We start from the raw sequence: 25,704 nt of genomic DNA, 5'->3' as shown, positions 1-25,704 counted from the left end.
CGCCCGTCGTACAGGTGCCGTGCGGACGGCGGACGGCGGGCGGCCGCACCCGCGCGGCTTCAGACCGGCCAGCGCTCTCCGCGCCAGGCGGCGTCCCAGAACATCCACTCGTAGCGCGAGGTGGTCACGAAGTGCTCGACCACCTTGCGGCGCTCGGCCGCGGACAGCTCCTCACCGAGCCGGTCGGTGAGCGCCAGCGCCCGGCGGACCACCGACTGGAAGGCCTCGTCGCCGTAGGTGGCGATCCACTTGCTGTACAGCGGGTCGGGCGAGCCCTGGGCGAGCAGCGCCTCGCCGACCCGGGCGTAGATCCAGTAGCAGGGCAGCACCGCGCCGACCGCCTCGGCGAACGAGCCGCCGTAGACGGTGGCCAGCAGGTAGCTGGTGTAGGCCCGGGTGGTGGGCAGCACGGGCTCGGCGGCGGCCTCCTCGGCGGTGCCGCCGAAGGCGGTCAGGAACTCGGCGTGCATGCCCTGCTCGGCGGCGAGCGCGCCGACCGCGTCGTCGGCGAAGGCCCGGACGTCCTGCTCGCCGGGCGCCTTGGCGGCGCAGACGGCGAGCGCGCGGGCGTAGTCGCGCAGGTAGTGCGAGTCCTGGACGACGAAGTGGCGGAAGGCCGCGCGCGGCAGGGTGCCGTCGGTGAGCCCGGCCAGGAAGGGGTGGGCGAGGATCTCGGCGTACACCGGCTCGATGGCCGCCCAGAGTTCTTCGGTCAGCGTCTTGGTGCTCATGACGCCGACCCTAACCGGCGGGGCGCTCAGTCCTCCGGCGGGGAGAACACCACCAGGACGCGCAGCTCCTCGGTGATGTGGTGGAACCGGTGCGGGGTGCCGGCCGGCACGTACACCACGGTGCCGCGGCCGACCGTGGCGGTCTCGGCGCCGACGGTCAGCTCGGCCCGACCGCTGATCACCTGGTAGATCTCGTCCTGGTCGTGCGCGGTCTGGGTGTCGGTGTCGCCGGGGGCGAGCGCGTACAGCCCGGCGGACATCCGCGGTTCGCGCAGGAACCGCAGGTACGCACCGTCGTTGGCCGCCCGTTCGGCGTCCAGTCCGTCCAGCCGGAAGAGCTTCACCGCCGCCGTCCTCCCTCGTTCTCGGGCCCGTCCGTCCACCTCCCGGACCAGGGGCATTCAACACCACCCCGCCGTCCGGTGGTTCCGCCGGGACGGGGGTACCTGTCAGGCTTGGGCGGCATGAAGGGTTTCGTCATCAAGACACTGATCAACGCGGCGGCCATCTGGGTCGCCGCCTGGATCGTCAGCGGCATCCAACTCGCCGAGGGCAACGCGGACTGGCAGCACAAGGCGCTGACGGTGCTCGGCGTCGCCGTCGTGTTCGGCGTGGTGAACTGGCTGATCAAGCCGGTGGTCAAGCTGTTCTCGCTGCCCCTGTTCATCCTCACGCTGGGTCTGATCACCTTCGTGATCAACGCCCTGATGCTCCTGCTCACCTCCTGGGCCTCCGGGAAGCTGAGCCTGGACTTCCACGTGACCAACTTCGTTTCCGCGCTGGTCGGTTCGCTGATCATCAGCCTGGTCTCGTGGGGCCTGCACCTGGCCCTGGACGACGACTGACCGGCGGCGCGCGGACAGCCGAAAGGGGCCCGCACCCGGGTGTTCCACCGGGTACGGGCCCCTTCGCCGTTCTCGCCGCGCGGCCTGCCGGCGCCGGACCGCTCACCCCGCGTTCTCGCGCCCCTTGAGCAGGTCGGCGAGCTGGGCGTCGATGTCCCGCCCGGTGAACTCCTGTCCCATCGGCACCAGCCGGTCGGTGCGCGCCAGGAAGGCGATCAGCGGTGCGGACGAGGCGCACAGCAGGGCGTCGCCGTCGGGGGAGCGCAGCACGATGCGGACCTCCGAGAGCTCGTCGCCGACCGGGCGGATGTGCACGTCGCCCTCGCCCGCCGGCCCGCTGATCCCGTCGAGCAGCAGCTCCCGCGCGAAGTACCAGGTGACCGGGGCGTCTCCGGGGAGGTGGAAGGTGAGCCGGACGGCGTACGGATCGTCGGCCTCGTACGCCAGGTCCACCGGGAGGCGGAAGGAGAGCTCGTGCGAGACCACGAGGTTCATCACCAGGTGACCCTGGACTGTGCTGTGCTGCATGGCGCCAGTACCTCTCGTTCTGCCCGCGCCGTCGGTCTGCTGGCCCGATGGCGGCCGGACATGTTTTCGACGGTTTTTGTGACGGTTTATGCAACCAATCCACGTTCGATCATCATCGTCCCGTTTGGGGATGTAGCGGACAAGGTGTGCTTTTTCAAATGGTGAACGAGCCGGAGCTGGTCCAGACCAAGTGGTGTCAGGAGATGAACGCCGGGCTCATCGCCCCCACCCCGCGCCGCAGTTGGCGGGCGGCGGGCCCCAGCCGGTCGGCCTGGTCGACCGGGAGCGACAGGGCCATGGTGGCGACCACCGGGCCTATGGTGATCGGGACGGCCGCGCAGACCGTGCCGAGCACGTACTCCTGCCGCTCCAGCACGGGCATGGTCGGCCGCAGCGAGGCGAGCCGACGCAGCACCGCGCTCTCACCGGTGAGGGTGGACGGGGTGAGCCCGGCCGGCGGGTGGCGGGCGAGGTGGTCACGGCGTTCCTCCTCGGGCAGTTGGCCGAGCAGGCACTGGCCGATGGCGTGCGCGTGGGCGGTGGCCCGGAAGTCCGCCCAGGGCTCGACGGCGGGCCGGCTCGGGTCCTCGACCACCTCCACCACGTGGACCTCGCCGTCCCGGTAGAGCGCGAAGTAGACGGCGGCGCCGAGTTCGTCCCGCAGCAACTGCATCCGCGTCCGCAGGTCGGGATCGCCGGGCCGCGCGCCGGGGCGGGCTATGCCGTCGAGCGCCTCCCCGTGGAAGAAGCGCCCCTCGGAGCGCCGCAGGTAGCCCTCGTGGGCCAGGGTCCGCAGCAGGTGGTAGGCGGTGCCGAGGGGCAGTCCGGCGGCCCGGGCCAGCTGCTTGGCGGTCGCGCCGTGCCGGAAGCCGCCGACCGCCTCCAGCAGCCGCAGCGCCCGCTGGACGGAGCCGATCAGGGTGGGCCCGCGGTCCGCGGCCGCCCGCCGCGACCCGGCCGCCCCGGACTCCCGGGCGATCCTGGGCTCCCGGGCGGTCCCGAACGGCCGCGTCCGCTCGGACGGCTGCGACTTCCCGCAGGGCTGTGCCTTCCCGAGCGGCTGCGTCTTCCCGGAAGGCCGTGCGATCCGATCCATGCCACCCAACCCCCAGCCCGAGTCCCTCGTACAGGTCCGTGCCCAGAACGGGCATGCGGAGCGAAACCTCCGATTTGCCCGATAGCTGCTCATTGCAGCACAGCGGGGCCCCGAACGGATGCACCCGACCGGGTCGGCGTTTCGACCCGTTCCCGGTGCGTTTCGCCCTGTTCCCCGGGTTTCGCCCCCGCCCCGGCGCGGGAGAATCCCGCACAACGCGCCAGTCCCGGAGGTGGCCATGGGCCCCGAGAACCGCACTCCGCCGCCGCGCCCCGTCGTGAAGCGCACCGCGCGGGCGATCCTGCTGGAGCTCGACCCGGACGATCCGTACGGCCCGGCGTCGATCGTGCTGATCCGGCGGGTCCGGCCGGACTCGCCGCACCCGTACTGGATCACCCCCGGCGGCGGGGTCGAGCGCGAGGACCGGACGGTGGTCGAGGCGCTGCACCGCGAGGTGGACGAGGAACTCGGCGGCAAGGTCGTGGACGTGGTGCCCGCCTTCGTCGACACCATCAGCCACACCATGCCCCAGCCACCGGCCGGGGGGACCGCCGTCGACGACGGCACCCTGCCGCACCCGCACGGGGTCAAGGTGCAGCACTTCTTCGTCTGCCGGCTCGCCTCGATGGACCTCAGCCGGCGGCACGGGCCCGAAGTGACCGACCCCAACGGCGAGTACGAGGTGGTCCGGCTGCCGTTCACCCGCGAGGGTGTCACCTCGGTCAACGTGGTCCCGCCCCGGCTGCGGGCGTACCTGGCGGCCAACATCGAGGGCATCCGCGCGCTCCTCGCACCAGACCTCAGGTGATCAACCCGCGGTCGGGTCGCCGACCGGGTCGTGCCGGATCCGCTCGGCCGGCACCCCGGCCCGCAGCAGTGCCCCGACGCCCGTGCGCACCATCGCGGGCGGCCCGCTGAGCACCGCCTCGCGCCCGGTCCACGGGCCGAACCGGCTCACCACCTCGGGCAGTTCACCGGTCAGCGGCCCGCCGGGCAGCAGGCCCCCGGGCAGCAGGACACCCGCCGGGGCGCCACCGGACAGCACCGGACGGACCGTCAGCCACCGGTTCCGCGCGGCCAGTTCGCGCAACTCGCCCAGCGCGTACAGCTCCTCGGCCCGGCGGGCCCCGTAGAACACCTCGACCCGGCGGCCGGGCACGCCGCGCTCGACCGCCTCCTCGACCAGGGCGCGGATCGGCGCGATGCCGGTGCCCCCGCCGAGGCAGAGCAGGTCCGGTCCCGCCGCGTGGTCGACGGTCATCGAGCCGGCCGCCGGACCGAGCCGCAGCACGTCCCCGGGCGCGGCCCGGTGGACCAGCGCGTTGCTCACCCAGCCCGCCTGAACGGCCTTGACGTGGAAGGTCAGCAGCCCGTCCGGGCGCGGCGCACCGGCGAAGGAGTACTGCCGCCAGACCCGCGGCCACCAGGGCGTCTCCAGGGCGGCGTACTGCCCGGCCCGGAACGGGTACGCCTGGTCCGGGCGGACGGTGATCGCCGCGACGTCCCGGGTGCGGCGCTCGTGCCGGACGATCTCGCCCTGCCACCAGGGCGGCGAGGTGCGGGCGTCCTCCTCGGCGGCCTCGATCACGGCCGAGGAGATCATCCGGTAGGCGCGGCGCCAGGCCGATTCGGCCTCGGCGTCCCAGTGGCCGCCCGCGTACCGGGCCAGCGTCGCCACCAGGCACTCCTCCACCGCGGCGTCGTACCCGGTCAGCGTGCCGTACCGACGGTGGTCTCGGCCGAGCCCGGTCAGCGTGGCGCGCAGGGCCCCCGGCTGGTCGATCTCGCGCACGACGGCCAGCAGGGTGCGGAACAGCCGGTCGCGGTGGACGTCCATGGCGGCGGGGAAGGAGGGGCGGAGCTCGGGGTGGCACAGGAAGAGCAGCGCGAAGAAGTGCGCGGTGGCCCGGTCGGCGTCCGGCTCGACGGCGGCGAGGCCGGCCCGGACCAGCGCGACCTCCCGGCCGGTGAGCGGCGGTCGGCCGGCGGTCCCGTCCTGACCGGCAGCGGGAAGGCCTACGGCAGGAAGGCCGACAGCGGGGAGCGCGACGGCGGGCGGTGCGGCCGGGAGCTGCCCGACGGGGGTCCGCACGCCCCAGGCCTCGGTCCACCGGTCGCCCGGCCCGGCCCAGTTGAGGCCGGGTGCGTCGGCGAACAGCGGGCGGAAGGGGGTGAGGTCCGGAGCGAGGAGGGGGCCGGTGGCGGGCGCGGCGCCGGAACCGGAAGCGGGGCCGGGGCCGGTGGCGGGGGCGGGCACGGCCGGCGGGTGCGGCGGCCGGGCCGGGATCACCGGCCGGACGGGCTCCAGCAGCGACACCGGCGGCAGCACCGCCGTCGGCGCCTCCGCCGCCAGGGGCGGCAGGGGCGGCAGGTCCGGCGGGCCCAGCGGCGTCGACGGCCGGACGGCGACCTCCCGTGCCACCTCCCGCGCCGGGGCCCGCCCGGGCGCGCCCGTCGGCAGGCCCGGGACGGAGGCGGCCCCCGCCGAGCCGTGTCCGGTGCGGACCAGGACTGTCCCGCGGGACTTCACCGCTACGTTTCGAGTACCCAAGAGAATCGTTTCGCCTCCGGCCGGCTGCGCCACCACTCGGCTTGTCCCTACTGGCGCCAGGGCAGCGTGGCACGGCCGGAGCGCTCCTCCGACGAATCGCGCGAAGCCCGGACATCCGGGCCGGGGACGCGCTACTCTCCCCGGTCCGCGGTCGCCCTGGGTGCCCATCCGCGCACCCAGGGCGACCGCGCCCGCCGCTTTCGGCGGCCGGGATCAGAGCTGCCGCAGCAGCATCCCCGGCTGCTCCACGCAGTCGGCGACGAACCGCAGGAAGCCGCCCGCCGTCCCGCCGTCGCAGACCCGGTGGTCGAAGGTGAACGACAGCTGGGTCACCTCGCGCACCGCCAACTCCCCCTGGTGGACCCAGGGTTTGGCCACGATCCGGCCGACCCCGAGCATCGCCGCCTCCGGGTGGTTGAGGATCGGGGTGGAACCGTCCACGCCGAACACCCCGTAGTTGTTCAACGTGAAGGTCCCGCCGGTCAGTTCGGCCGGGGTGAGCGCACTGCCGCGCGAAGCCTCGGTCAACCGGGCCAGTTCCTCGCCGAGTTGTTCGGTGCTGCGGTTCTGCGCGTCCCGGACCACCGGGACGACCAGCCCGCGCTCGCCCTGCGCGGCGAAGCCCAGGTGCACCGCCGCATGCCGGACGATGCCCGAACCGTCCTCGGTCACCGAGGAGTTGAGCTCCGGGAAGCGCGCCAGCGCGACGGTGCAGATCCGCGCCAGCAGCGCCAGCACGCTCACCTTCGGTCCCGGCGTGGCGTTCAACTGCCTTCGCAGCACCATGAGTTCGGTGGCATCCGCATCCACCCAGCAGGTCGCCGCCGGGATCTCCCGGTGGCTGCGGCTCAGCTTCTCGGCCACCGCCTTGCGCAGTCCGCGCAGCGGGACCACACCGTCCCGCACGGCCGGCCCGGCGGGCGCCGGAGCGGCCACCCTGGCCGCGACCGCCCGTTCGACGTCCGCACGCATGATCAGTCCGTCCGGCCCGCTCCCGGCGAGCGCGGTCAGGTCGACCCCCTGCTCCCGGGCCAGCCGCCGCACCAGCGGCGAGATCACCGGCACCACCGCGGGCCCGGTCGGCACCGCCGGAGCCCGCACGGCCACCGCACCGGCCACAGCACCCACCGCAGTACCGGCCGCAGCACCCGCCGAAGCACCGCCACCGGCCACGACCGCGGCCGGCCCCCCGACCCGGCGCCGGCGCCCGCCCCGACCCGGCTCGGCGACACCGAACCCGACCAGCGGCCGCTCCACCTCGGAGGCCGCGGGAGCGGCGACGACGCCCGGCTCGTCCGGAGCCTGCGGACCGCTCCCCGACGACGACGGCCCCACCGCGACCGTCACCAGCGGCGCGCCCACGGCGATCTCCTCGCCCACCTCGCCGTACCGCGCGGTGACCACCCCGCCGTACGGACAGGGCACCTCCACCACCGCCTTGGCGGTCTCCACCTCCACCACCGGCTGGTCGACGGCGATCACCTCGCCGACCTCGACCATCCAGCGCACCACCTCCGCCCCGGTGAGACCCTCACCGAGGTCGGGCAGCCGGAACTCGCGCACGACGGGCATCATCCTCGGTCCTCCCACTGGAGCCGGGCGACCGCGTCCAGGATCCGGTCCACCCCGGGCAGGTGGTGGTGCTCCAGCATCGGCGGCGGGTACGGGATGTCGAAGCCGGTGACCCGCAGCACGGGCGCGGCCAGGTGGTGGAAGCAGCGCTCGGTGACCCGGGCGGCGATCTCCGCGCCGGTGCCGCCGAAGCCGCTCGCCTCGTGCACCACCACGGCCCGGCCGAGCGAGCGCACCACCCGGCAGACCGTCTCGTCGTCGAAGGGCACCAGGGTGCGCAGGTCCAGCACCGCGAGGTCCCAGCCCTCGGCCTTCGCCGTCTCGGCCGCCTCCAGGCAGACCGGCAGCGAGGGGCCGTAGGTGATCAGCACGGCGGAGGTGCCGGTGCGCCGCAGCACCGCCCGGCCGATCGGTTCGACCGGCGTCGCCGGGTCGAAGTCGGCCCTGCCCCAGTAGAGCCGCTTGGGCTCCAGGAAGACCACCGGGTCGTCGGAGGCGATCGAGGCGCGCAGCAGCCCGTACGCGTCGGCCACCGTCCCCGGCGTGACCACGTGCAGGCCGGGGGTGCTGGTGTAGTACGCCTCGGAGGCGTCGCTGTGGTGCTCGACGCCGCCGATGCCGCCGCCGTACGGGATGCGGACGGTGATCGGCAGCGGCAGCCTGCCGGCCGTGCGGTTGCGCATCTTGGCGACGTGCGAGAACAGCTGCTCCAGCGCCGGGTAGGCGAAGGCGTCGAACTGCATCTCGACGACCGGGCGCAGCCCGTACATCGCCATGCCGATCGCGGTGCCGAGGATGCCGGCCTCGGCCAGCGGGGTGTCCAGGCAGCGCTCCGGGCCGAACTCGGCGGTGAGCCCGTCGGTGATCCGGAAGACGCCGCCGAGCGCGCCGACGTCCTCGCCGAGCACGTGCACCGCCGGGTCCTCGCGCATGGCGTCCCGCAGCGCGGAGTTGAGCGCCTGGGCCATGCTCGACGGGCGGGCGTCGGAGGGGCGCCGCGATGGGGGTCCCCCCGGCCGGAGGCTGGGGGAGGCCCCGCCGAGGGTGGGCGCGGGCGACGGGTGGGAGGTGCTCACCGGTCCGCCACCTCCGCCTCGGCGGCCAGCTCTTCGGCCAACTGGGCTGCCTGCTCCCGTAGTTGTGGGGTCGGTTCGGCGTAGACGTGGGCGAACAGCGCCATCGGGTCCAGGGCCGGGTCGGTGTGGAACTCGGCCCGCATCCGGGCCGCCAGCGCCTCGGCCTCGTCGGCCGCTTCCCGCACCAGCCGGTCGTCCAGCACGCCGAGCCCGCGCAGCGCGCGCTCCATCAGCAGGATCGGGTCGTGCTCGCGCCAGGCGGCCACCTCGGGCTCGGTGCGGTAGCGGGTGGCGTCGTCGGCGTTGGTGTGGGCGTCGATCCGGTAGGTCAGCGCCTCGACCAGGGTCGGGCCGCCGCCGGCCCGGGCCCGCTCGACCGCCTCGGTCAGCACCGAGTGCACGGCGGGCGCGTCGTTGCCGTCCACCAGCCGGCCCGCCATGCCGTAGCCGACGGCCTTGTGGGCCAGGCTCGGTGCGGCGGACTGGGCGCTGAGCGGGACGGAGATCGCGTAGCCGTTGTTCTGCACCAGGAAGACCACCGGGGCGCCGAGCACGGCCGCGAAGTTCAGGGCCTCGTGGAAGTCGCCCTCGCTGGTGCCGCCGTCGCCGAGCATCGCCAGCGCGACCACCGGCTCGCCGCGCAGCCGGGCGGCGTGCGCCAGCCCGACGGCGTGCGGGGCCTGGGTGGCGAGCGGGGTGCAGAGCGGGGCGGTGCGGCTGGCCCGCGGGTCGTAACCGGTGTGGGCGTTGCCGCGCAGCAGGGTCAGCGCCTCCAGCGGGTCGACGCCCCGGGAGACCACCGCGAGGGTGTCGCGGTAGCTGGGGAAGAGCCAGTCGTGCTCGCCGAGCACCAGCGCGGCGGCGACCTGGCAGGCCTCCTGGCCGGTGGACGCCGGGTAGACGGCGAGCCTGCCCTGCTTGGTCAGGGTGGTGGCCTGCTGGTTGTAGCGGCGGCCGACGACCAGCCGGCGGTAGAGCTCGCGCAGCAGGGCCGGGTCGTACTTCTCCAGGGCCGGGGTGCCGAGCGCCCGGACGGGGGACGGGTCCGGGAGGAGGGGCGCCGGGTCGGTGCGCGGAGCGGTGGCCCCGGGCAGCCAGCCGGGCACGCTCGTGTGGTGTCTGTGGTCGAGAACGGTCATCTCGGGGCACCTCCAGGGGTGGCGGGGGCTCCCTACCGATTGTTCGGTCGTCTGTTCATCTTGACCAGAAGCGTGACAAGGTGGTGGACATTCGGCCTGTTCGGCGGTCGACTGGTGGCAGTGTGTCCAATCGGTGGGGGTGGGGGGTCATGTCTGCTGAACAGATGTCCAGACTCGATCAGGTCGACCGGTCGATCCTTCGGCTGCTGCAGCAGGACGGTCGCGCCTCCATCCGCTCGGTGGCCGAGCGGGTGCACGTGTCCCGGGCCAACGCGTACGCCCGGATCTCCAGAATGGTCGAGGACGGCATCATCCGCGGCTTCACTGCCAGGGTGGACCACGAACGGGCAGGTCAGACCGCGTCCGCGTACGTCACCCTGAAAATCGTCCAGAACTCCTGGCGGACGGTGCGCGAACGGCTGCTGGAGCTGCCCGGGGTGGCGCACATCGCGCTGGTCGGCGGGGACTTCGACGTCCTGCTGCTGGTGCACACCGCCGACAACCAGGCCCTGCGGGAGCTGGTGCTGGGCAGCATCCAGTCCATTCCCCAGGTGCTCGGCACCCGGACCATGCTGGTCTTCGAGGAGACCGACCAGGTGCCGCCGATCTGACCGGCTGGCCCGCCGATCCGACCGGCCCGCCGGTCTCACCGATCGGCCCGCCGGTCGGCCCGCCGCGGCGGGCCGGGCCGGTCAGCGCGCCCGCAGCCCGTCGAAGGCCAGGTGGACCACCGCGTCCGCGACCCCGTCGGCGGCCTTGAGCCCCGGCCGGTACCACTCCACGATCGAGTTGATCATCCCGAACAGCAGCCGGGTGGCCAGCCTGGGCTCCACGTCCGCGCGCAGCGCGCCGTCCGCGACCGCCGCCCGCAGCAGCTCGGCCACCTGGTGGTCGAAGTCCCGCCGGCGCTCCAGCGCCCACTGCTCGGTGGCCGTGTTGCCGCGCACCCGCAGCAGCAGCGTCACGTACGGCAGTTCCTCCAGCAACACCTCGGCGGTGCGCCGCACCACGTGCTCCAGCCGCTCCACCGCCGGGCCCCGGACCGCGGCCGGCTCGACCAGGATCGCGAACAGCCCGTCCAGCGCCCGCCCGACCGCCAGCCGCAGCAGTTCCTCCTTGCCGCGCACGTGGTGGTAGATGGAGGACTTGGAGATCCCCGCCGCCCGGGACAGGTCCTCCATGGAGGTCCCGTCGTAGCCGCGCTCGTTGAACACGTCGACGGTCACCGCGAGCAGTGACTCCACGGTGTAGGCGGTGCGCGTGGTGTGATCGGCCATCCTCCGAGTATCCCCGGCCGCCCCCCGCGTTACGCGATCGGGTCCGACTGGTCCACACCAGCCCGGAAAGGCAGGCCCTAGAATCTCCGGACGATCCGTCCACGTCCAGAGCACTGGGGTCCACGGCTGATGAACGCAATACCGGCAGTCGCCTCCGACATGCCAGAGCAGCGCAGCGAGGAGCCGGCGGACACCGGGCGCACCTGGCAGGAACGCGGCCGCGACCTGGTGGTCCGCTACGGACCGGCCGTGTGGTGCTACGCGGTGCTGAAGCTGATCGGCTTCACCGTCTTCATGAAGCTGCTCTCCTTCGCCGGTGACTACGCCAAGAAGCCGGCCCGGTTCGGCGGCGGCGCCAACCCCTGGGACGTGCTGGCCACCTGGGACGGCTGGTGGTACCAGCAGGTGGCGCAGTTCGGCTACCACCCGGCGCTCGTACCGATCCCCAACGGTCCGATCGGCTACACCATCGAGCAGAACTCGGCCGCCTTCTTCCCGCTCTACCCGGGCCTGATGCGGATGGTCTCGGAGACCACCGGCCTCGGCCTGTACGGCGCCGGGATGCTGGTCTCGGTGGTGTCCTCGCTGTTCGCCGCGGCCGGCATCTACGCCGTCGTGGAGAAGCTCACCTCGGACGCGCGCTCGGGCGTGATCGCGGCCGGCATCTGGGCGATCGCCCCGGGGTCGGGAGCCGAGTGGGCCGTCTACTCGGACTCGCTGTTCGTCGCGCTGGCCGCCTGGGCCTGCTACTGCGTGATGACCAAGCAGTGGATCGCGGCCGGGGTGATCACCCTGGTCGCCGGGCTCAACCGGCCCACCTCCGCGGCCCTGATCGGTGCCGTCGGCCTGGCCGCGATCGTCGAGCTGTACCGCCGGGAGAGCGGCGTCCTGCGCCCGCTGACCGCGATGGTGCTGGCCCCGGTCGGCCTGCTCGGCTACGTCGGCTGGGTGGGCTGGCGGACGGGCGAGTGGGGCGGCTACTTCCGGATCCAGCAGGACGCCTGGATGCACTACTTCGACTGGGGCCAGGGCACCTGGCACGCGATCCGCGGGGTGATGCTGGGCCGCAGCGACTACCCCTACGGCTTCCCGGTGCCGGACCTCCTCGCCACCCTGATCGTGTTCAGCCTGCCGGTGCTGATCGTGCTGCTGGTCCGGCTGCGCCCGCCGCTGGTGCTGACCGCCTACACGCTGGCCACGATCGTCTCGGTGCTCGGCAGCCTCGGCATCTTCGGCAACGTCTCGCGCTACCTGATGCCCGTGTTCCCGCTGTTCATCGCGCTGGCGGTGGCGATGCGCAAGCTGAGCCTGCCGGTGCTGGCCACCGTCCTGGGCACCGGGGCGGTCGCCTCCGGCTGGTACGCCGGGTACATCATCTTCGAGCTCGGCGTGCCGTAGACCCGGATCACCCGAGCCCGCGGGGGCGCGTCCGCCATGGACGCGCCCCCTGTGCGTTCCCGCCGGATTCCCCCGCTGCACCCCCTTGAGCCGACCGATCGTTCGGTTACTCTGTGACGTGTCCCGTCCTGCTTTTCGAGGCCCTCCGAGGAGCGCACAGATGTCCGCAGCGGTCACCCACCCCCTCGTCAGCGAGCTGGTCGAGCGCCACCAGGCCACCCTGGACGCCGCGCTCACCGCCGCCACCGAGCGCGACTACTGGTCGCCCTACCCCGAGTTCCCGAAGGCCTACGGCGAGAGCGGCCCGGCGGACGGCAAGGCCGCCTTCGACGCCCTGCTCGGCAAGCCCTTCACCCTCGACGGCCACCCCACCGACGGCGACCAGGTCGGCGGCGAGGCCTCCCCGTACGGCGTCGAGCTGGGCATCACCTACCCGCACGCCGCCCCGGACGCGCTGATCGCCGCGCTCACCGCCGCCCGCCCCGGCTGGGCCGCCGCGACCCCGCTGGAGCGCGCCGCCGTCTGCCTGGAGATCCTGCACCGGATCAACGCCCGCTCCCACGAGTTCGCCCAGGCCGTCATGCACACCACCGGCCAGGCCTACGGCATGGCCTTCCAGGCCGGCGGCCCGCACGCCCAGGACCGCGGCCTGGAGGCCGTCGCCTACGCCTACGCCGAGCAGACCCGGCTGCCCCGGCAGGCCGCCTGGACCAAGCCGCAGGGCAAGCGCGACCCGCTGGTGATGACCAAGGAGTTCACCGTCGTCCCGCGCGGCCTCGCGCTGCTGATCGGCTGCAACACCTTCCCCACCTGGAACGGCTACCCGGGCCTGTTCGCCTCGCTGGCCACCGGCAACCCGGTGCTGGTCAAGCCGCACCCGCGGGCCGTGCTGCCGCTCGCGCTGACCGCGCGGATCGCCCGCGAGGTGCTCGCCGAGGCCGGCTTCGACGCCGATCTGGTCTGCCTGGCCGCCGAGCACGAGGGCGGCACCGTCGCCCAGGCGCTCGCCGTCCACCCGGCGATCAAGCTGATCGACTACACCGGCTCCACCGCCTTCGGCGACTGGCTGGAGGAGCACGCCAAGCAGGCGCAGGTGTACACCGAGAAGGCCGGCGTCAACGCGGTGGTGATCGACTCCACCGACGACTACAAGGGCATGCTGGGCAACCTGGCCTTCGCGCTCTCGCTCTACAGCGGCCAGATGTGCACCACCCCGCAGAACGTGCTGATCCCGCGCGGCGGCATCGCCACCGACCAGGGCGTCAAGTCCTACGACCAGGTGGTCTCCGACCTGGCCGGCGCCATCGAGGGCCTGCTGTCCGACGACGCCCGCGCCGCGGCGATCCTCGGCGCCGTGGTCAACCCCGGGGTGCTCCAGCGCTCGGCCGCCGCGGCCGGCGGCGAGTACGGCGAACTCGCCCTCGCCCCACGCGCGGTGACCTCGCCGGACTTCCCCGGCGCGACCGTCCGCACCCCCGCGCTGGTCAAGCTGGACGCCGACAAGCCGGACGACCGCGCGGTCTTCCGCAGCGAGTGCTTCGGCCCGGTCTCCTTCGCCGTCGCCGTCGAATCCACCGCCGCCGCCGTCGAGTTGCTGCGCACCACGGTCCGCGAGAAGGGCGCCATGACCGCCTCCGGCTACACCACCTCGCCCGCGGTGGAGGCGCTGCTGGTCGAGGCCGCGCTGGACTCCGGCGTCTCGCTCTCGCTCAACCTCACCGGCGGGGTCTACCCCAACCAGACCGCCGCCTTCTCCGACCTGCACGGCACCGGCGCCAACCCGGCCGCCAACGCGGCCTACTGCGACGGCGCGTTCGTCGCCAACCGGTTCCGCACGGTGGAGATCCGCCGGCACGCCTGAGCCGTTCGACCCGTACCCGGATCCCGGCGGTCACCCACCGCCGGGACCCGGCGGTTCACAGCCCCGACGGCGCCCGCGATGATGGAGGCTGGGAGAACGCCGGGAACGGCGTCCGACCGCCCTCCGAGGAACGGGAGCTGAATACATGGCCGTGAAGCCGACGACCGAAACCGACGTCCTGATCGTCGGTGCCGGACCGACCGGACTGCTGCTGGCCGGCGACCTCGCCGCCGCCGGGGTCGGCGTCACGGTGCTGGAGAAGCGGGCCGCCGAGTCCAACCTCACCCGGGCCTTCGCCGTGCACGCCCGCAGCCTGGAGCTGCTGGACGCCCGGGGCCTGGCCGAGGAGCTGATCGCCACCGGCCGTCCGCTCGCCGAACTGAGGATGTTCGACCGCTTCGGCATCGACCTCGGCTCGCTGCCCACCCGCTTCCCGTTCGTCCTGATCACCCCGCAGTACAACGTCGAGCGGGTGCTGCTGGAGCGCGCGGAGCACGCCGGCGCGACCGTGCTGCGCGGCGCCGAGGTCACCGGGCTGCACCAGGACGCCGAGGGCGTGACGCTGGAGACCCGGGACGGGCACAGCCACCGCGCCGCGTACGCGGTCGCCACCGACGGCGTCCACTCCACCGTCCGCGACCTGCTGGGCATCCCGTTCCCCGGGGAGTCCGTGGTCGACTCGGTGGTGCTGGCCGACGTAAGGCTGGACCGCGAGCCCGCCCAGGCGATCACCGTCGGCGCCAACCAGGCCGGCTTCGCCTTCATCGCCCCGTTCGGCGACGGCTGGTTCCGGATCATCGCCTGGGACCGCGAGGAGCGGTACCCGGACGGCACCACCCCCACCACCGAGCAGCTCACCGACCTCACCCGGGCCATCCTCGGCGAGGACTACGGCCTGCACGAGGTGCGCTGGAGCTCCACCTTCCACAGCGACGAGCGACAGGCCCCCAACTACCGCTCCGGCCGGGTCTTCCTGGCCGGCGACGCCGCGCACTGCCACTCCCCGGCCGGCGGCCAGGGCATGAACACCGGCCTCCAGGACGCCGCCAACCTGTCCTGGAAGCTCGCCGCCGCGCTCCGGGGCCACGCCACCGACGCCCTGCTGGACACCTACCAGACCGAGCGGCACCCGGTCGGCCGGACGGTGCTGCGCACCTCCGGCGCGCTGATCCGGCTGGCGCTCGCCGAGTCCGCCCCCACCCGCGCCCTGCGCGGGGCGCTGACCGCGCTGGGCGGCCACCTCGACCCGGTCACCGAGCGCGGCGCCAGGCTGGTCTCCGGCATCGGCATCTCCTACCCCGCCCCCAAGGACGCCCACCCGCAGGTCGGCAAGCGCGTCCCGGACCTGCGGCTGACCGCTCTGAGCAAGCCCGTCGAGGGCGCCCCCGCCGCCCCGGAGCGGCTCTACGAGGCGCTGCGCGCCGGGAAGTTCGTCCTGGTCAGCAATGACGAGCTGGCCGCCGCCGAGCCCTGGACCGACCGCGTGGTCTGCGCCGCCCCCGCCGACCCGCACGGCAAGCTGCGCGACACCGTCCTGCTGATCCGCCCGGACGGGTACGTCGCCTGGGGCGCCGTCGACCCCGGCCAGGGCGAGCTCCGCACCGCCCTCACCGACTGGCTGGGCACCTCGGCCTGACCGTCCCGCGGGCGGGGGGGGGGGGTGGCGCGCGCCCCCCCCCCAAGCCGAGGACCCCCCCCCCCGAGGGGGGGGGGGGGGGGCCCCGCGCCCCCGCCCGCACTGCTCAGGCCCGCCCGCCGGTCAGCCGGTCAGCCAGTCAGCCCGCCGGTCAGCCCCGGGCCTTCACATAGTGCCGCGCCGCCTTCGCCCGGTTCCCGCACACCGCCATCCGGCACCACCGCCGGCGGCCGTTCTGCGAGGCGTCGAAGAAGTGCAGGATGCACGCCTCGTGCGCGCACTGCCTGACCCGGTGGGCCCCCTCGCCGAGCAGCGCGAGGAAGCCGTCCGCCGCCAGCCAGGGCGCCAGCCACTGCGGCCCGTCGGCCTCGATCCGGTCCTCGGCCCCGCCCGGTGCCGCCGTGCGCCGGATCCGTCCGCGCGCCAGCACCGCGTCCAGTCCGTCCCGCGCCGCGGCGCCCAACTCGCCTTGCTCGCGGGCGTCCCGGGCGGCCGCCAGGATCGCCTCGCGGGTCTGCCGGATCGCCGCCAGGCCCGCCTCGTCGGCCGCGCAGCGTCCGCCCAGCCCGGCGGAGGAGAGCCAGATCGCGTACCCCTCGACGTCGGTGAGCAGGTCGTTGACGGGCGTTCCGGCCCAGCGGGTGTTGAGCAGGTCGAGCGCGAGCGGCTCGCCGATCAGCGGTCGCGGGTCCCTCGGGTCGGGCTGCGCATCGGTCATGGCTCTCCCTCGGCTCGGTCCGATTCTACGTCCGCCCCCCTCGGCCGGACCGGGCCGGACCGGCCCCGGAATCCCGGCCATTCACTGTATGGAACCGCCGAGTTTCCCACTCTCCACAGTTGACTGTTTTTTAGCAACGAATTGCCCGACCATGAGCCAATTCGCACACGGGTTCTGTCATGTTCGAGCCAGCGTTCTCGACCCCCTGAACGCCTGGCCCCTTGCCGGCCCCCACAGCCGGCCAGAGGAGGATCCGTTGCGTCCCCGCTCCCTTGCCCTCGCCGCGGCGATAGCCGTGCTGCCGCTGACCGCCGTCTCGCTCGGTGTCTCCACCGCGCAGGCCGCCACGCCCAACGCCACCCCGCGCGTAGCCCTGCCGAACACCGTGAACCCCGCGGTGGCCCACTCGGAGAAGAAGGGTGACGTTCCGGCCGCGCAGCAGATCGCGGTGTCCGTCAGCCTGAAGCTGCGCGACACCGACGCCCTGGACCGCTTCCTCACCGCCGTCGCCACCCCGGGCACCCCGGAGTACGGCCACTACCTGACGCCGGAGCAGTTCACCGCGCGGTTCGGCCCGACCCAGGCCGCCGTCGACCAGGTCAGGACGTACCTGGCCCAGCAGGGCCTGACCGTCGGCGACGTGAGCGCCAACCGCCAGGTGGTCAACGCCCACGGCACCGCCGCCCAGGTCTCCCAGGCCTTCGGCACCCACGAGAGCTCGTACCTGGACCCGCAGCTGCAGCGCGCCTTCTTCGCCAACGACGCCGCGGCCTCGATCCCCTCCGACCTGGCCGCCGTGGTCCAGGGCATCAGCGGCCTGGACAACCACGCGGTGCGCAAGAACCGCATCGCCACGCCGAACGCGGTCACCCCGAACGCGGCGACCGCCACCCCGAGCGGCATGGCCCCGGCCCAGTACACCGGCGCGTACAACCTCAACAAGACCGGCGCGGACGGCACCGGCACCACGGTCGCGCTGTGGGAGTTCGACGGCTACAGCAAGACCAACCTGACCACCTACGACTCCCAGTACGGCCTGTCCGGCCCGGCCGTCTCCACCGTCTCGGTGGACGGCGCCAACTACGACTCCGCCCCCGGCCAGGGCCAGGGCGAGGTCGAGCTGGACAGCGAGATCGTCCGCGGCGCGGCGCCCAAGGCCACCCAGCTGGTCTACGAGGCGCCCAACAGCGACCAGGGCGAGATCGACATGGCCAACAAGATCGTGACCGACAACAAGGTCTCGGTGGTCTCGATCTCCTGGGGCTCCTGCGAGCCGGACACCACCGCCGCCTCGATGACCGCGGTCGACAACGCCTTCAAGCAGGCCGCCGCCCAGGGCATCTCGATCTTCTCCGCCTCCGGCGACGACGGCTCCCGCGACTGCACCCGCTCCACCAGCGGCTCCTCCGTCAAGGCGGTCGACTTCCCGGCCTCCAGCCCGCACCAGACCGGCGTCGGCGGCACCAACCTCAAGGTCTCCAGCGGCAACGCCTACTCCTCGGAGAGCGCCTGGAGCACCGCCGGCGGCGGCGTCTCCACCGTGTTCGCCAAGCCGAGCTGGCAGACCGGCACCGGTGTCAGCGGCACCATGCGCACCGTCCCGGACGTCTCCTCCAACGCCGACCCGGCCAGCGGCTTCGCGATCTACACCGCCGGCGGCTGGCAGGTCTACGGCGGCACCAGCGCCGCCGCGCCGCTCTGGTCCGGCTACGCGGCCCAGTTCAACCAGAAGGCCAAGACCGCCGGGCAGCCGGTCCTGGGCGAGGCGAGCCCGCGGCTGTACTCGGTCGCGAACAGCAGCGCCTACGGCAGCACCTTCCACGACGTGACCACCGGCGCCAACCAGGACTTCTCCGCGAAGGCCGGCTACGACCAGGTCACCGGCTGGGGCTCCCCGGTCGCCGACGCGCTGACCACCGCCCTGCTCGGCGGCGGCACCACCCCGCCGTCCGGCGGCTGCACCGCCGCCCAGCTCGTCACCAACGGCGGCTTCGAGACCGGCACCGCCTCCCCGTGGACCACCTCCAGCGGCGTGGTCGACAACAGCTCCTCCCAGGCGGCCCACTCGGGCAGCTGGAAGGCCTGGATGAACGGCTACGGCTCGGCCCACACCGACACCATGTCGCAGACCGTCTCGATCCCGGCCGGCTGCGCCTCCGCCAAGCTGACCTTCTGGCTGCACATCGACACCGCGGAGACCGGCACCACCGCGTACGACAAGCTGACCGTCCAGGCCAACAGCACCACGCTGGCGACCTACTCCAACGCGAACGCCGCCGCGGGCTACGTCCAGCGCACCCTGGACCTGACCTCCTTCGCCGGCCAGACCGTGACCATCAAGTTCACCGGCACCGAGGACTCGTCGCAGCAGACCAGCTTCGTGATCGACGACGTCGCGCTGAACGTGAGCTGATCACCGACCGGTAGCACCACCGAACCCCCGCCGGGGCGGAGCCGTCAGGGCCCGCCCCGGCGGTGTCCGTCCGGGCCCGCCCACGGCGGTGTGCGGGCCCAGGTCGGCGGCTCGTGTTTCCGGACTGTTTCAAGATCGCTAACCCTTCGGTCCACCTGCCGTGACCACTGTCATACGCACGACTGATGACGTAGCCTCTCGACCGTGCATAGGGTTCCCCAAAGCTCGGTGAAGCCGCTGGCGGCGCGCCCCGGCGCCGGCCCGGTCCCGCCGAACTCACCTGGTGGGGAGGGTCACCGCATGGCCGCACAGCAACCACAGGACGCCGCGCGACTGCGGCTGGTCGGGTCGCACACGGAGCGCCCCGGACCGGCTCCCGCCAGCGCCCCCGCACCAACGCCCGGCCGGCTCGCCCCGGTCGGCGGCTTCGCGGACACCCTGCACCTGGCCATCGAGGCCAGCGGCCTCAGCCTGGACCGCATCCGCGCCGCCCTCGCCGGACGGGGTGTCAGGGTCAGTGTCACGACCCTGAGTTACTGGCGGCGGGGCCGCAGCCAGCCCGAACGGGCCAGCTCGCTGCGCGCCGTCCACCTGCTGGAGGAACTGCTCGGCCTGCCGCACAGCGCGCTCTCCTCCCTGCTCGGCCCGCCGCGCCCGCGCGGCCGCTGGGCCGCCGCGGCCAACACCTGCCACCTCGGACTGGAGGACGTCTGGCCGGGCGAGCAGGAGATCGCCAACATCTTCGCCGAGCTGAACGCCCCGCCGGCCGGCGAGCTGGAGCGGCTGAGCATCCACGACTCCTACTACGTGGACGCCGAGCGGCGCGGCAACCTGCTGCGGATGCGCCAGGTGGTGCGCGCCACGGTCGGCGGCGTCGGCCGCTGCCTGGTGGTGCACATGGCCGACGAGGAGGCGGCCGGCTGTCCGGAGATCACCTCGGTGCGGCACGGCCGGCTGGGCCGGGTGCGCCGCCGCCCCGAGGCCGGGCTGATCGTCGCCGAGCTGATGCTGGACCGCCCGCTCGGCCTCGGCGACAGCACGGTCTTCGAGTACGAGGTGGAGATCCCGCCCGGCGGCCCGACCATGGAGTACAGCCGCCGCTTCGCCAGCCCGGTGCGCGAGTACGTGCTCCAGGTGCACTTCGACCCGGCGGCCGTCCCCGCGCACTGCGAGCGCTACGACCGCGAGCCCGGCGCCGACGTCGACCACCGCCGCGAACAGCTGTGGATCGGTGCCTCGGCGAGCGCCCACGTCCTGGCCCCGGACCAGCAGCCGGGCCACATCGGCATCCGCTGGGAGTGGGCCTAGCCAGCGGCCGGGCCCTCCCTCCTTCCGAGCCCCGTCGGGACCGTCAGGCCCGGCGGGGCTTTCGCGTACCCACCGCAAAACCTAACCGTTCCAGTGCCATTCACTGGTTGACGCTGCATCACCTAACTCTTACTCTCATGAGTACCGGTTAGGCAGCAGCCTCGCCGGACGCCGAAGCCTCCGGGAGTGACCAGGCATGTCCGCCACCACCCAGCTCCGCACCCTGCAGACCGGCCACGTGGGACTGAACGTCACCGACCTGGCCCGCTCGCTCGACTTCTACCGCGCCGTGTTCGGCCTGGAGGTCACCGCCGAAGGCACCGACCCCGAACGCCGCTACGCCCTGCTCGGCCGCGACGGCCGCCTGGTGGTGACGCTCTGGCAGCAGAGCGCGGGCACCTTCGCCACCACCGGCCCCGGCCTGCACCACCTCTCCTTCGAGGTCGAGAGCCTCGACGAGGTACGCGCCACCGAACGGCTGCTGCGCGGGCTCGGCGCGGAGTTCGCCTACGACGGCGTCGTCCCGCACAGCGAGGGCTCGGCCTCCGGCGGCATCTTCTTCACCGACCCGGACGGCATCCGGCTGGAGGTCTACACCCGCACCGGCGTGGACGGCACCGAGGCCGCCGCCCCCACCGCCGATGCCCCGACCTGCGGCTTCTTCTAGAACGCGCCCCGACCACCGCCAGGGAGCCGACCATGACCACCAGCACGCCGTACCACCCCGGCGAGCGGACCGTCCAGGCCCGGGCCGACCGGACCGGACGGGCCGACCACGCCGGCCGGTCGATCCGCCGCACCGTCCCGACGGTCGCCGCCCGCTTCCTGACCGAGCGCCGGATGCTGGTCGTCGGCGCCGCCGACCGGGACGGCCGGGTCTGGGCCACCCAGCTGGCCGGCCCGGCCGGCTTCCTCTCCGCCCCGGACGAACACACCCTGGCCGTCGCCGCCCTCCCGGCCGGGGCCGACCCGCTGGCCGGGGCGCTGGACCGCCCGGCCCGGGTCGGCACCATCGCACTGGACCCGGCCGGCCGGCGCCGGATGCGGCTCAACGGGCGTTCCGTCCCGGACGGCCGGGGCGGGCTGCTGGTGCACGCCGAGGAGGTGGTCGCCAACTGCCCGAAGTACATCCAGCGCCGCACCCCGACGGACCGCCCGGCCGCCGGCCCGCCCCGCACGGTCGCCACCGGTCCGGCGCTGACCACCGCGCAGCGCCTGGCGGCGGCCACCGCGGACACCTTCTTCATCGCCAGCACCGGCCCGGACGCCAGCGTGGACGCCTCCCACCGCGGCGGCCTCCCCGGCTTCCTGCGACCGGTGGCACCGGACCGGCTGCGCTGGCCGGAGTACCCGGGCAACAGCATGTTCCTGACGCTCGGGAACCTGGAGCTGGACCCGCGCGCCGGCCTGCTGCTGCCCGACTGGGAGACCGGCGGGGCACTGCTGGTGACCGGCGAGGCCCGCACCGACTGGTCCGAGGAGGCCCGGCAGGGCGTCCCGGGCGCCGAACGGATGGTCGAACTGACCGTCACCGGCGTCGTCGAACTGGCCGACGCCACCCCGCTGACCTGGAGCGACCCCGAGTACTCGGCCGCCATCCCGCGCTGACCGCACCTCACCTCCCCTAGGCCCTAACGCCGATCGACGCCACGCCCGGGAGCCGAACGGGTCTCACCCGTTCGGCCTAACCCGCCGTGACTCATCCCGCCCGCTTTGGGACTTTGGTCCGGATAACACGCGGAATAGTCCGGGAAAGAGGCGGAGCATGACCCTGACCGACCCCCTGTCCCCGCTCATCGAGTTCGACGACGTCGAACCGGCGGAGGACTGCATATGCGGGGGCTGCAACGCCCGCCGACGCGCACGGCTGCACGCCGCACCGGTCCACGAGGGCGGCCACGCCGCCGCCCGCAGCGTCCGCCGCCGGGCCGCCGTCCTGATGGCCGCCGTGGGCACCGCGATAGGCGGCGGAACGGCCGCCGCCGGCTCCGCCACCGCGGCCCCCGCACCCGGCCCCACCCCGGGCGGCAGCAGCAGCGCCCGGTCGCAGACCCCCCAGGGCGAGGTCAGCGGCCTCTACGGCCAGGCCCCCGGCGCCCGCGCCTTCGCCGCCCCGCGCACCGCCGCGGCGCCGCTCACCCGGGCCCAGATCATCCAGCGCGCCCAGACCTGGGTCGACCAGGGCGTGCCGTACAGCATGAGCCGCTACTGGTCGGACGGCTACCGCCAGGACTGCTCCGGCTTCGTCTCGATGGCCTGGGGCCTGGGCAGCAGTCAGACCACCTGGACACTGCCCGGCTTCGCCGAGCGGATCGGCAAGAACGACCTCCAGCCCGGCGACGTCCTCATCTACAACAACCCGGCCAACCCCCAGGCCGGCTCGCACGTGACGATCTTCGGCGGCTGGACCGACTCCTCCCGCACCAAGTACGTCGCCTACGAGCAGACCGGCCCCGCCACCAAGAAGCGCTCCACCCCGTACGCGTACTGGAACAACTCCGGCGGCTACGTCCCGTACCGGTACACCGGCCTGTCCGCCGGCGGCAACGACGGCGGCGGCACCTCCTCGACCGCCTTCCCCGGCACCGCCAAGTTCGGCCCCGGCGCCAACAACGCGTACGTCACCGAGCTCGGCCAACTGCTGGTGCGGCGCGGCGGCGCCGCGTTCTACTCCGAGGGCCCCGGCCCGCGCTGGGGCGAGGCCGACCGCAGGGCCACCCAGGCCTTCCAACAGGCCCAGGGCTGGCGCGGCAACGAGGCCGACGGCATCCCCGGCAAGGACACCTGGGACTACCTGGTCAACGGCAAGGGCCGCGACATCGGCGGCTCCGCCTTCCCCGGTGCGCGGTACTTCGGCCCCGGCCAGAACAACGACCACGTCCGTCTGCTCGGCGAACAGCTGGTCCGCAAGGGCTTCGGCGGCTCGTACGGCGTCGGCCCCGGCCCGCGCTGGACGGAGAGCGACCGCCGCGCCGTCCAGGCCTTCCAGCAGGCCCAGGGCTGGCGCGGCAGCGAGGCCGACGGCTACCCGGGCCCCGACACCTGGCGCCGGCTCTTCTCCTGACGGCCCCACCGGGGCGCGGTGCCCACCCGGGCACCGCGCCTCAGCGCCGCCCCGACATCCAGTGGAAGAGGCCCATCCCGACGCTGGTCGCCAGGTTGAAGCTGGACACCCCCGGCTGCATCGGCACCGCCACCAGGTGGTCGGCGCGCGCCTTGAGCTCCTCCGACACGCCGTGCCGCTCGGTGCCGAAGACCAGCAGCGCCTCGTCGGGGAACGGCACGTCCCGGATGTCCGCCCCCTCCGGATCCAGCACGTACAGGGGCCCGTCCGGCAGTTGCTCCGGATCCAAGCGCTCGACCGCGGTCGCGAAGTGCAGTCCCGCGCTGCCCCGCAGCACGTTCGGGTGCCACGGATCCAGGTCCCCGGTGGTCACCACCCCGGTGGCACCGAAGCCCGCCGCCAGCCGGATCACCGCCCCGACGTTCCCCAGGTTGCGCGGATTCTCCAGCACCACCACCGGCGCCGTCCGCGGCCGGCGGGCCAGCACCGCCCGGTTCGCCCGCGCACCGGGCCGCACCGCCGACGCGGCCACCCCCGTCGGGTGCAACCGCGGCACCAGCCCCCGCAGCACGGCCTCCGGCACCTCCACCGCGAGCCCCTCCAGCGCCGGCACGACATCCGGCGCCAGCTCACCCGCCAACGCCAGCAGAGCCGCCCGGTCGGCGGTCACCACCCGCCGCACCTCGCCGCCGAACCGCAGCGCGTGCTTCAGCGCGTGGAACCCGTCCAGCAGCACCGCCCCCGGCTCCCGCTCGCCCGCCCGCCAGGCCCGCACCAGCTCGTCCTCGTCCATGGCGGTCACTCTGTCACCCGCCCCGGACCCGGCTCACCGGGCCGCCCGGCCGCGGCGATCACCTCGTCGAAGCCCAACGCGCGCCCCGGCGGTCCGTCCGGTTCGCCGGCCAACCCGGCCAGCGCGAGGTCCAGGTGCCGGTGGACCAAGGAGCCGTCCGCGTCCAGCGCCGCCAGCGCCCCCGGCAGCGGACGGGACACCCGGACGCAGAGCAGCACCAGGTCCCCCATCCCCACGTCGGGGCGCAGCCGCCCGGCCTCCCGCGCGGCCCGCAGCAGCCCCTCGACCGCCACGACGGTGCCCCGGCGAACGGCCACCAGTTCCTCGTCCACCACCAGGTGCTCCAACAGCACCACGATCGCCGCCCCCATCCGCAGATCGGCGGCGGCGTGCACGAAGCGGCGCAGCGCCAGGTACGGATCCGGCTCGGCCGCCCGCGCCTGCTCGGCGGCCTCGGTGAGCCGGGCCAGCAGGTCGGTGACCAGCTCGCGGACCAGCGCCTCCCGGTCGGGGAACCGCCGGTAGAGCGTGCCCGGGCCGACCCCGGCCCGCCGCACCACCGCGTCCAACGGGGCGTCCGGGCCCCGCTCCAGGAACACCTCGCAGGCGGCGTCCAGGATCCTGCGCCGGCTGCGCTCCGCGTCGGCCCTCATCCACAACTCCCTAACCGGAGAAAATCTCTCCCCCTATGCTAGCGTCACCAGAAGCGGAGAAAATTCCTCCGTCTTCTCGCCCTCTTCAAGGAGCGACGCCATGCAGCCCGGCCTCACCATCCGCACCGAGATCGACGGCACCCCCCACCCCCGGGAGGCCGTCCTCGCCTGGGAACTCGACCGCGCCCGCGCCGCCCTGCGCCTGCTCAAGCAGCGCCTCGGCGACGACCGGACGCGCGAACTGCTCACCCCCGACACCACCGCCGCCGACACCGCCCTGGCCGGCTGGGCCCGGGCCTCCGCCGGCCGCCGGCGCACCGCCGTCACCGAACTCACCGCCACCGGCATCGACGCCGACACCTTCCTCACCTGGTGGCAGTCCCGCCTGCAGACCGGCGACCGCGCCGCCCTGCTCGCCGCCAACCCCGAGCACTACCTCGCCGACTCCACCGGCGAGCAGGTCGAGATCATCGAAACCATCGGCACCGGCCCGGCCCGCTTCTTCCTCCACTTCCACCACGACCTCCCCGGCGACGACACCTTCCCGGTCCGCATCGGCGGCACCGGCACCCTCGCCGACGGCACCGAGGTCCTCCACGTCCTCCACGAATTCGCCGACACCCCCGACGGCCTGCGCATCCGCCTCACCGTCCAGTTCCCGGAAGCCGCCCCCGACCTCCTCCCCACCGGCCACCAGTGGCACTTCGCCTGCGAGTTCACCAACTGGCTCCAAGCCGCCCATGCCGCCTGACCCCAACACCCCACCCCCAACCGGGAGGAGCACCCCCACCCCCAGCGCGAAAGGTGCCCTCCCTCCCCACCGCGAAAGGTGCCCCCTCCCCAGCGCGAAAGGTGCCCCTCCCTCCCCAGCGAGGCCCCCGCGAGAGGGACGCGCTGCGGAAGGGGGCGGCGCAGGGGGTGGGTGCGGAGAGGGGCGTGACGGGTGATTTTCAGACTGCCAACGGTCTCAACGCCCCACCCCTCGGAGTGGGCAGTCTGAAAATCATCCAGCCCCCGGAGCACCCACCCCCGGAGCCGCCCCCGG

The 25,704-nt window shown here is 73.8% G+C and carries 24 protein-coding genes; 12 read left to right on the top strand and 12 right to left on the bottom strand.

Annotation, left to right across the window (positions count from 1 at the left end):
* Positions 1-59: 59 nt before the first annotated feature.
* Positions 60-731 carry a thiaminase II gene (tenA, locus tag ACFWJ4_RS20615; RefSeq protein ID WP_380545824.1) on the bottom strand — a complete coding sequence of 224 codons (672 nt, stop codon included), beginning with the start codon at positions 729-731 and terminating at the stop codon, positions 60-62.
* 26 nt (positions 732-757) lie between these two features.
* Positions 758-1,075, bottom strand: coding sequence for a cupin domain-containing protein (locus tag ACFWJ4_RS20610; protein ID WP_359905184.1), 318 nt, complete (start codon positions 1,073-1,075; stop codon positions 758-760).
* A 120-nt stretch (positions 1,076-1,195) separates the two neighbouring features.
* Here ACFWJ4_RS20610 and ACFWJ4_RS20605 point away from each other — a divergent pair, with 120 nt between their 5' ends.
* On the top strand, positions 1,196-1,576 hold the full coding sequence (locus ACFWJ4_RS20605; RefSeq protein ID WP_359905187.1) for a phage holin family protein: 381 nt from the start codon (positions 1,196-1,198) through the stop codon (positions 1,574-1,576).
* Between the two features lie 102 nt (positions 1,577-1,678).
* Here the strand turns inward: ACFWJ4_RS20605 and ACFWJ4_RS20600 are convergent, their stop codons facing one another.
* Positions 1,679-2,104 (bottom strand): SsgA family sporulation/cell division regulator, encoded by a 426-nt coding sequence (locus tag ACFWJ4_RS20600; RefSeq protein ID WP_359905190.1) that lies wholly within the window; start codon positions 2,102-2,104, stop codon positions 1,679-1,681.
* 196 nt (positions 2,105-2,300) lie between these two features.
* Positions 2,301-3,200 carry an IclR family transcriptional regulator gene (locus ACFWJ4_RS20595; protein WP_380545822.1) on the bottom strand — a complete coding sequence of 300 codons (900 nt, stop codon included), beginning with the start codon at positions 3,198-3,200 and terminating at the stop codon, positions 2,301-2,303.
* Between the two features lie 238 nt (positions 3,201-3,438).
* Between ACFWJ4_RS20595 and ACFWJ4_RS20590 the strand changes: the two genes are divergently transcribed.
* Positions 3,439-4,008, top strand: coding sequence for an NUDIX domain-containing protein (locus ACFWJ4_RS20590; protein ID WP_380545820.1), 570 nt, complete (start codon positions 3,439-3,441; stop codon positions 4,006-4,008).
* Here the strand turns inward: ACFWJ4_RS20590 and ACFWJ4_RS20585 are convergent, their stop codons facing one another.
* The 4 genes from ACFWJ4_RS20585 to ACFWJ4_RS20570 all read right to left on the bottom strand — a co-directional run bounded on the left by ACFWJ4_RS20585 (position 4,009) and on the right by ACFWJ4_RS20570 (position 9,538).
* Positions 4,009-5,730, bottom strand: a complete 1,722-nt coding sequence (locus ACFWJ4_RS20585; protein WP_380545818.1) for a globin domain-containing protein — start codon at positions 5,728-5,730, stop codon at positions 4,009-4,011.
* Positions 5,731-5,964: 234 nt separating this feature from the next.
* Positions 5,965-7,323, bottom strand: coding sequence for a dihydrolipoamide acetyltransferase family protein (locus ACFWJ4_RS20580; RefSeq protein WP_380545879.1), 1,359 nt, complete (start codon positions 7,321-7,323; stop codon positions 5,965-5,967).
* The gene (locus ACFWJ4_RS20575; protein WP_380545877.1) at positions 7,323-8,291 is read right to left on the bottom strand and encodes an alpha-ketoacid dehydrogenase subunit beta; all 969 of its coding nucleotides are present in this window, start codon (positions 8,289-8,291) and stop codon (positions 7,323-7,325) included. The genes ACFWJ4_RS20580 and ACFWJ4_RS20575 overlap by 1 nt, the downstream gene beginning before the upstream one ends.
* A gap of 104 nt (positions 8,292-8,395) precedes the next feature.
* Positions 8,396-9,538, bottom strand: coding sequence for a thiamine pyrophosphate-dependent dehydrogenase E1 component subunit alpha (locus ACFWJ4_RS20570; protein ID WP_380545816.1), 1,143 nt, complete (start codon positions 9,536-9,538; stop codon positions 8,396-8,398).
* Between the two features lie 164 nt (positions 9,539-9,702).
* On the opposite strand from ACFWJ4_RS20570, the gene ACFWJ4_RS20565 reads away from it, so the two are divergent.
* Positions 9,703-10,149 carry an Lrp/AsnC family transcriptional regulator gene (locus ACFWJ4_RS20565; protein WP_359905204.1) on the top strand — a complete coding sequence of 149 codons (447 nt, stop codon included), beginning with the start codon at positions 9,703-9,705 and terminating at the stop codon, positions 10,147-10,149.
* 81 nt (positions 10,150-10,230) lie between these two features.
* On the opposite strand, the gene ACFWJ4_RS20560 is transcribed toward ACFWJ4_RS20565, so the two are convergent.
* The gene (locus ACFWJ4_RS20560) at positions 10,231-10,815 is read right to left on the bottom strand and encodes a TetR/AcrR family transcriptional regulator (RefSeq protein ID WP_359905207.1); all 585 of its coding nucleotides are present in this window, start codon (positions 10,813-10,815) and stop codon (positions 10,231-10,233) included.
* Between the two features lie 159 nt (positions 10,816-10,974).
* Between ACFWJ4_RS20560 and ACFWJ4_RS20555 the strand changes: the two genes are divergently transcribed.
* From ACFWJ4_RS20555 to ACFWJ4_RS20545, 3 genes are all read left to right on the top strand, one after another.
* Positions 10,975-12,213, top strand: coding sequence for a hypothetical protein (locus ACFWJ4_RS20555; protein WP_380545814.1), 1,239 nt, complete (start codon positions 10,975-10,977; stop codon positions 12,211-12,213).
* A gap of 160 nt (positions 12,214-12,373) precedes the next feature.
* Complete coding sequence (gene paaN, locus ACFWJ4_RS20550) at positions 12,374-14,074, top strand: phenylacetic acid degradation protein PaaN (RefSeq protein WP_380545812.1); 1,701 nt, start codon at positions 12,374-12,376, stop codon at positions 14,072-14,074.
* Between the two features lie 145 nt (positions 14,075-14,219).
* Positions 14,220-15,710 carry an FAD-dependent monooxygenase gene (locus tag ACFWJ4_RS20545; protein WP_380545811.1) on the top strand — a complete coding sequence of 497 codons (1,491 nt, stop codon included), beginning with the start codon at positions 14,220-14,222 and terminating at the stop codon, positions 15,708-15,710.
* A gap of 151 nt (positions 15,711-15,861) precedes the next feature.
* On the opposite strand, the gene ACFWJ4_RS20540 is transcribed toward ACFWJ4_RS20545, so the two are convergent.
* Positions 15,862-16,428, bottom strand: coding sequence for a CGNR zinc finger domain-containing protein (locus tag ACFWJ4_RS20540; protein WP_380545809.1), 567 nt, complete (start codon positions 16,426-16,428; stop codon positions 15,862-15,864).
* A gap of 256 nt (positions 16,429-16,684) precedes the next feature.
* Between ACFWJ4_RS20540 and ACFWJ4_RS20535 the strand changes: the two genes are divergently transcribed.
* The 5 genes from ACFWJ4_RS20535 (at position 16,685) to ACFWJ4_RS20515 (ending at position 23,213) form a co-directional block, all read left to right on the top strand.
* The gene (locus tag ACFWJ4_RS20535; protein WP_380545807.1) at positions 16,685-18,841 is read left to right on the top strand and encodes a protease pro-enzyme activation domain-containing protein; all 2,157 of its coding nucleotides are present in this window, start codon (positions 16,685-16,687) and stop codon (positions 18,839-18,841) included.
* Between the two features lie 300 nt (positions 18,842-19,141).
* Positions 19,142-20,149 carry an XRE family transcriptional regulator gene (locus tag ACFWJ4_RS20530; RefSeq protein WP_380545805.1) on the top strand — a complete coding sequence of 336 codons (1,008 nt, stop codon included), beginning with the start codon at positions 19,142-19,144 and terminating at the stop codon, positions 20,147-20,149.
* Between the two features lie 196 nt (positions 20,150-20,345).
* On the top strand, positions 20,346-20,816 hold the full coding sequence (locus ACFWJ4_RS20525) for a VOC family protein (protein ID WP_380545804.1): 471 nt from the start codon (positions 20,346-20,348) through the stop codon (positions 20,814-20,816).
* Positions 20,817-20,848: 32 nt separating this feature from the next.
* On the top strand, positions 20,849-21,757 hold the full coding sequence (locus ACFWJ4_RS20520; protein WP_380545802.1) for a pyridoxamine 5'-phosphate oxidase family protein: 909 nt from the start codon (positions 20,849-20,851) through the stop codon (positions 21,755-21,757).
* Positions 21,758-21,914: 157 nt separating this feature from the next.
* A complete protein-coding gene (locus ACFWJ4_RS20515) occupies positions 21,915-23,213 on the top strand; it encodes a peptidoglycan-binding protein (RefSeq protein WP_380545800.1) in 1,299 nt (432 codons plus the stop codon).
* Positions 23,214-23,253: 40 nt separating this feature from the next.
* On the opposite strand, the gene ACFWJ4_RS20510 is transcribed toward ACFWJ4_RS20515, so the two are convergent.
* Both ACFWJ4_RS20510 and ACFWJ4_RS20505 read right to left on the bottom strand, forming a co-directional pair.
* On the bottom strand, positions 23,254-24,006 hold the full coding sequence (locus ACFWJ4_RS20510; RefSeq protein WP_380545798.1) for a TrmH family RNA methyltransferase: 753 nt from the start codon (positions 24,004-24,006) through the stop codon (positions 23,254-23,256).
* Positions 24,007-24,011: 5 nt separating this feature from the next.
* The gene (locus ACFWJ4_RS20505) at positions 24,012-24,659 is read right to left on the bottom strand and encodes a TetR/AcrR family transcriptional regulator (RefSeq protein WP_380545796.1); all 648 of its coding nucleotides are present in this window, start codon (positions 24,657-24,659) and stop codon (positions 24,012-24,014) included.
* 100 nt (positions 24,660-24,759) lie between these two features.
* Between ACFWJ4_RS20505 and ACFWJ4_RS20500 the strand changes: the two genes are divergently transcribed.
* Positions 24,760-25,410: a hypothetical protein gene (locus ACFWJ4_RS20500; protein ID WP_380545794.1), complete on the top strand. Its 651-nt coding sequence runs from the start codon at positions 24,760-24,762 to the stop codon at positions 25,408-25,410.
* Positions 25,411-25,704: the final 294 nt, after the last annotated feature.

It is taken from the genome of Kitasatospora sp. NPDC127067, from assembly GCF_042724755.1.
GTDB lineage: Bacteria > Actinomycetota > Actinomycetes > Streptomycetales > Streptomycetaceae > Kitasatospora > Kitasatospora lactacystinica.
The sequence above is the reverse complement of the archived record's forward strand: the minus strand, read 5'-3'. Positions and strand labels throughout refer to the sequence as shown.

Excerpts from the sequence above, each read along its gene's own strand:
- ACFWJ4_RS20600 (WP_359905190.1), bottom strand. The coding sequence starts at position 2,104 with ATGCAGCACAGCACAGTCCAGGGTCACCTGGTGATGAACCTCGTGGTC.
- ACFWJ4_RS20555 (WP_380545814.1), top strand. The coding sequence starts at position 10,975 with ATGCCAGAGCAGCGCAGCGAGGAGCCGGCGGACACCGGGCGCACCTGG.
- ACFWJ4_RS20500 (WP_380545794.1), top strand. The coding sequence starts at position 24,760 with ATGCAGCCCGGCCTCACCATCCGCACCGAGATCGACGGCACCCCCCAC.
- ACFWJ4_RS20545 (WP_380545811.1), top strand. The coding sequence starts at position 14,220 with ATGGCCGTGAAGCCGACGACCGAAACCGACGTCCTGATCGTCGGTGCC.
- ACFWJ4_RS20560 (WP_359905207.1), bottom strand. The coding sequence starts at position 10,815 with ATGGCCGATCACACCACGCGCACCGCCTACACCGTGGAGTCACTGCTC.
- ACFWJ4_RS20525 (WP_380545804.1), top strand. The coding sequence starts at position 20,346 with ATGTCCGCCACCACCCAGCTCCGCACCCTGCAGACCGGCCACGTGGGA.
- ACFWJ4_RS20565 (WP_359905204.1), top strand. The coding sequence starts at position 9,703 with ATGTCCAGACTCGATCAGGTCGACCGGTCGATCCTTCGGCTGCTGCAG.
- paaN (WP_380545812.1), top strand. The coding sequence starts at position 12,374 with ATGTCCGCAGCGGTCACCCACCCCCTCGTCAGCGAGCTGGTCGAGCGC.
- ACFWJ4_RS20570 (WP_380545816.1), bottom strand. The coding sequence starts at position 9,538 with ATGACCGTTCTCGACCACAGACACCACACGAGCGTGCCCGGCTGGCTG.
- ACFWJ4_RS20505 (WP_380545796.1), bottom strand. The coding sequence starts at position 24,659 with ATGAGGGCCGACGCGGAGCGCAGCCGGCGCAGGATCCTGGACGCCGCC.
- ACFWJ4_RS20595 (WP_380545822.1), bottom strand. The coding sequence starts at position 3,200 with ATGGATCGGATCGCACGGCCTTCCGGGAAGACGCAGCCGCTCGGGAAG.
- ACFWJ4_RS20580 (WP_380545879.1), bottom strand. The coding sequence starts at position 7,323 with ATGCCCGTCGTGCGCGAGTTCCGGCTGCCCGACCTCGGTGAGGGTCTC.
- ACFWJ4_RS20520 (WP_380545802.1), top strand. The coding sequence starts at position 20,849 with ATGACCACCAGCACGCCGTACCACCCCGGCGAGCGGACCGTCCAGGCC.
- ACFWJ4_RS20540 (WP_380545809.1), bottom strand. The coding sequence starts at position 16,428 with ATGACCGATGCGCAGCCCGACCCGAGGGACCCGCGACCGCTGATCGGC.
- ACFWJ4_RS20590 (WP_380545820.1), top strand. The coding sequence starts at position 3,439 with ATGGGCCCCGAGAACCGCACTCCGCCGCCGCGCCCCGTCGTGAAGCGC.
- ACFWJ4_RS20510 (WP_380545798.1), bottom strand. The coding sequence starts at position 24,006 with ATGGACGAGGACGAGCTGGTGCGGGCCTGGCGGGCGGGCGAGCGGGAG.
- ACFWJ4_RS20605 (WP_359905187.1), top strand. The coding sequence starts at position 1,196 with ATGAAGGGTTTCGTCATCAAGACACTGATCAACGCGGCGGCCATCTGG.
- tenA (WP_380545824.1), bottom strand. The coding sequence starts at position 731 with ATGAGCACCAAGACGCTGACCGAAGAACTCTGGGCGGCCATCGAGCCG.
- ACFWJ4_RS20530 (WP_380545805.1), top strand. The coding sequence starts at position 19,142 with ATGGCCGCACAGCAACCACAGGACGCCGCGCGACTGCGGCTGGTCGGG.
- ACFWJ4_RS20515 (WP_380545800.1), top strand. The coding sequence starts at position 21,915 with ATGACCCTGACCGACCCCCTGTCCCCGCTCATCGAGTTCGACGACGTC.
- ACFWJ4_RS20575 (WP_380545877.1), bottom strand. The coding sequence starts at position 8,291 with ATGGCCCAGGCGCTCAACTCCGCGCTGCGGGACGCCATGCGCGAGGAC.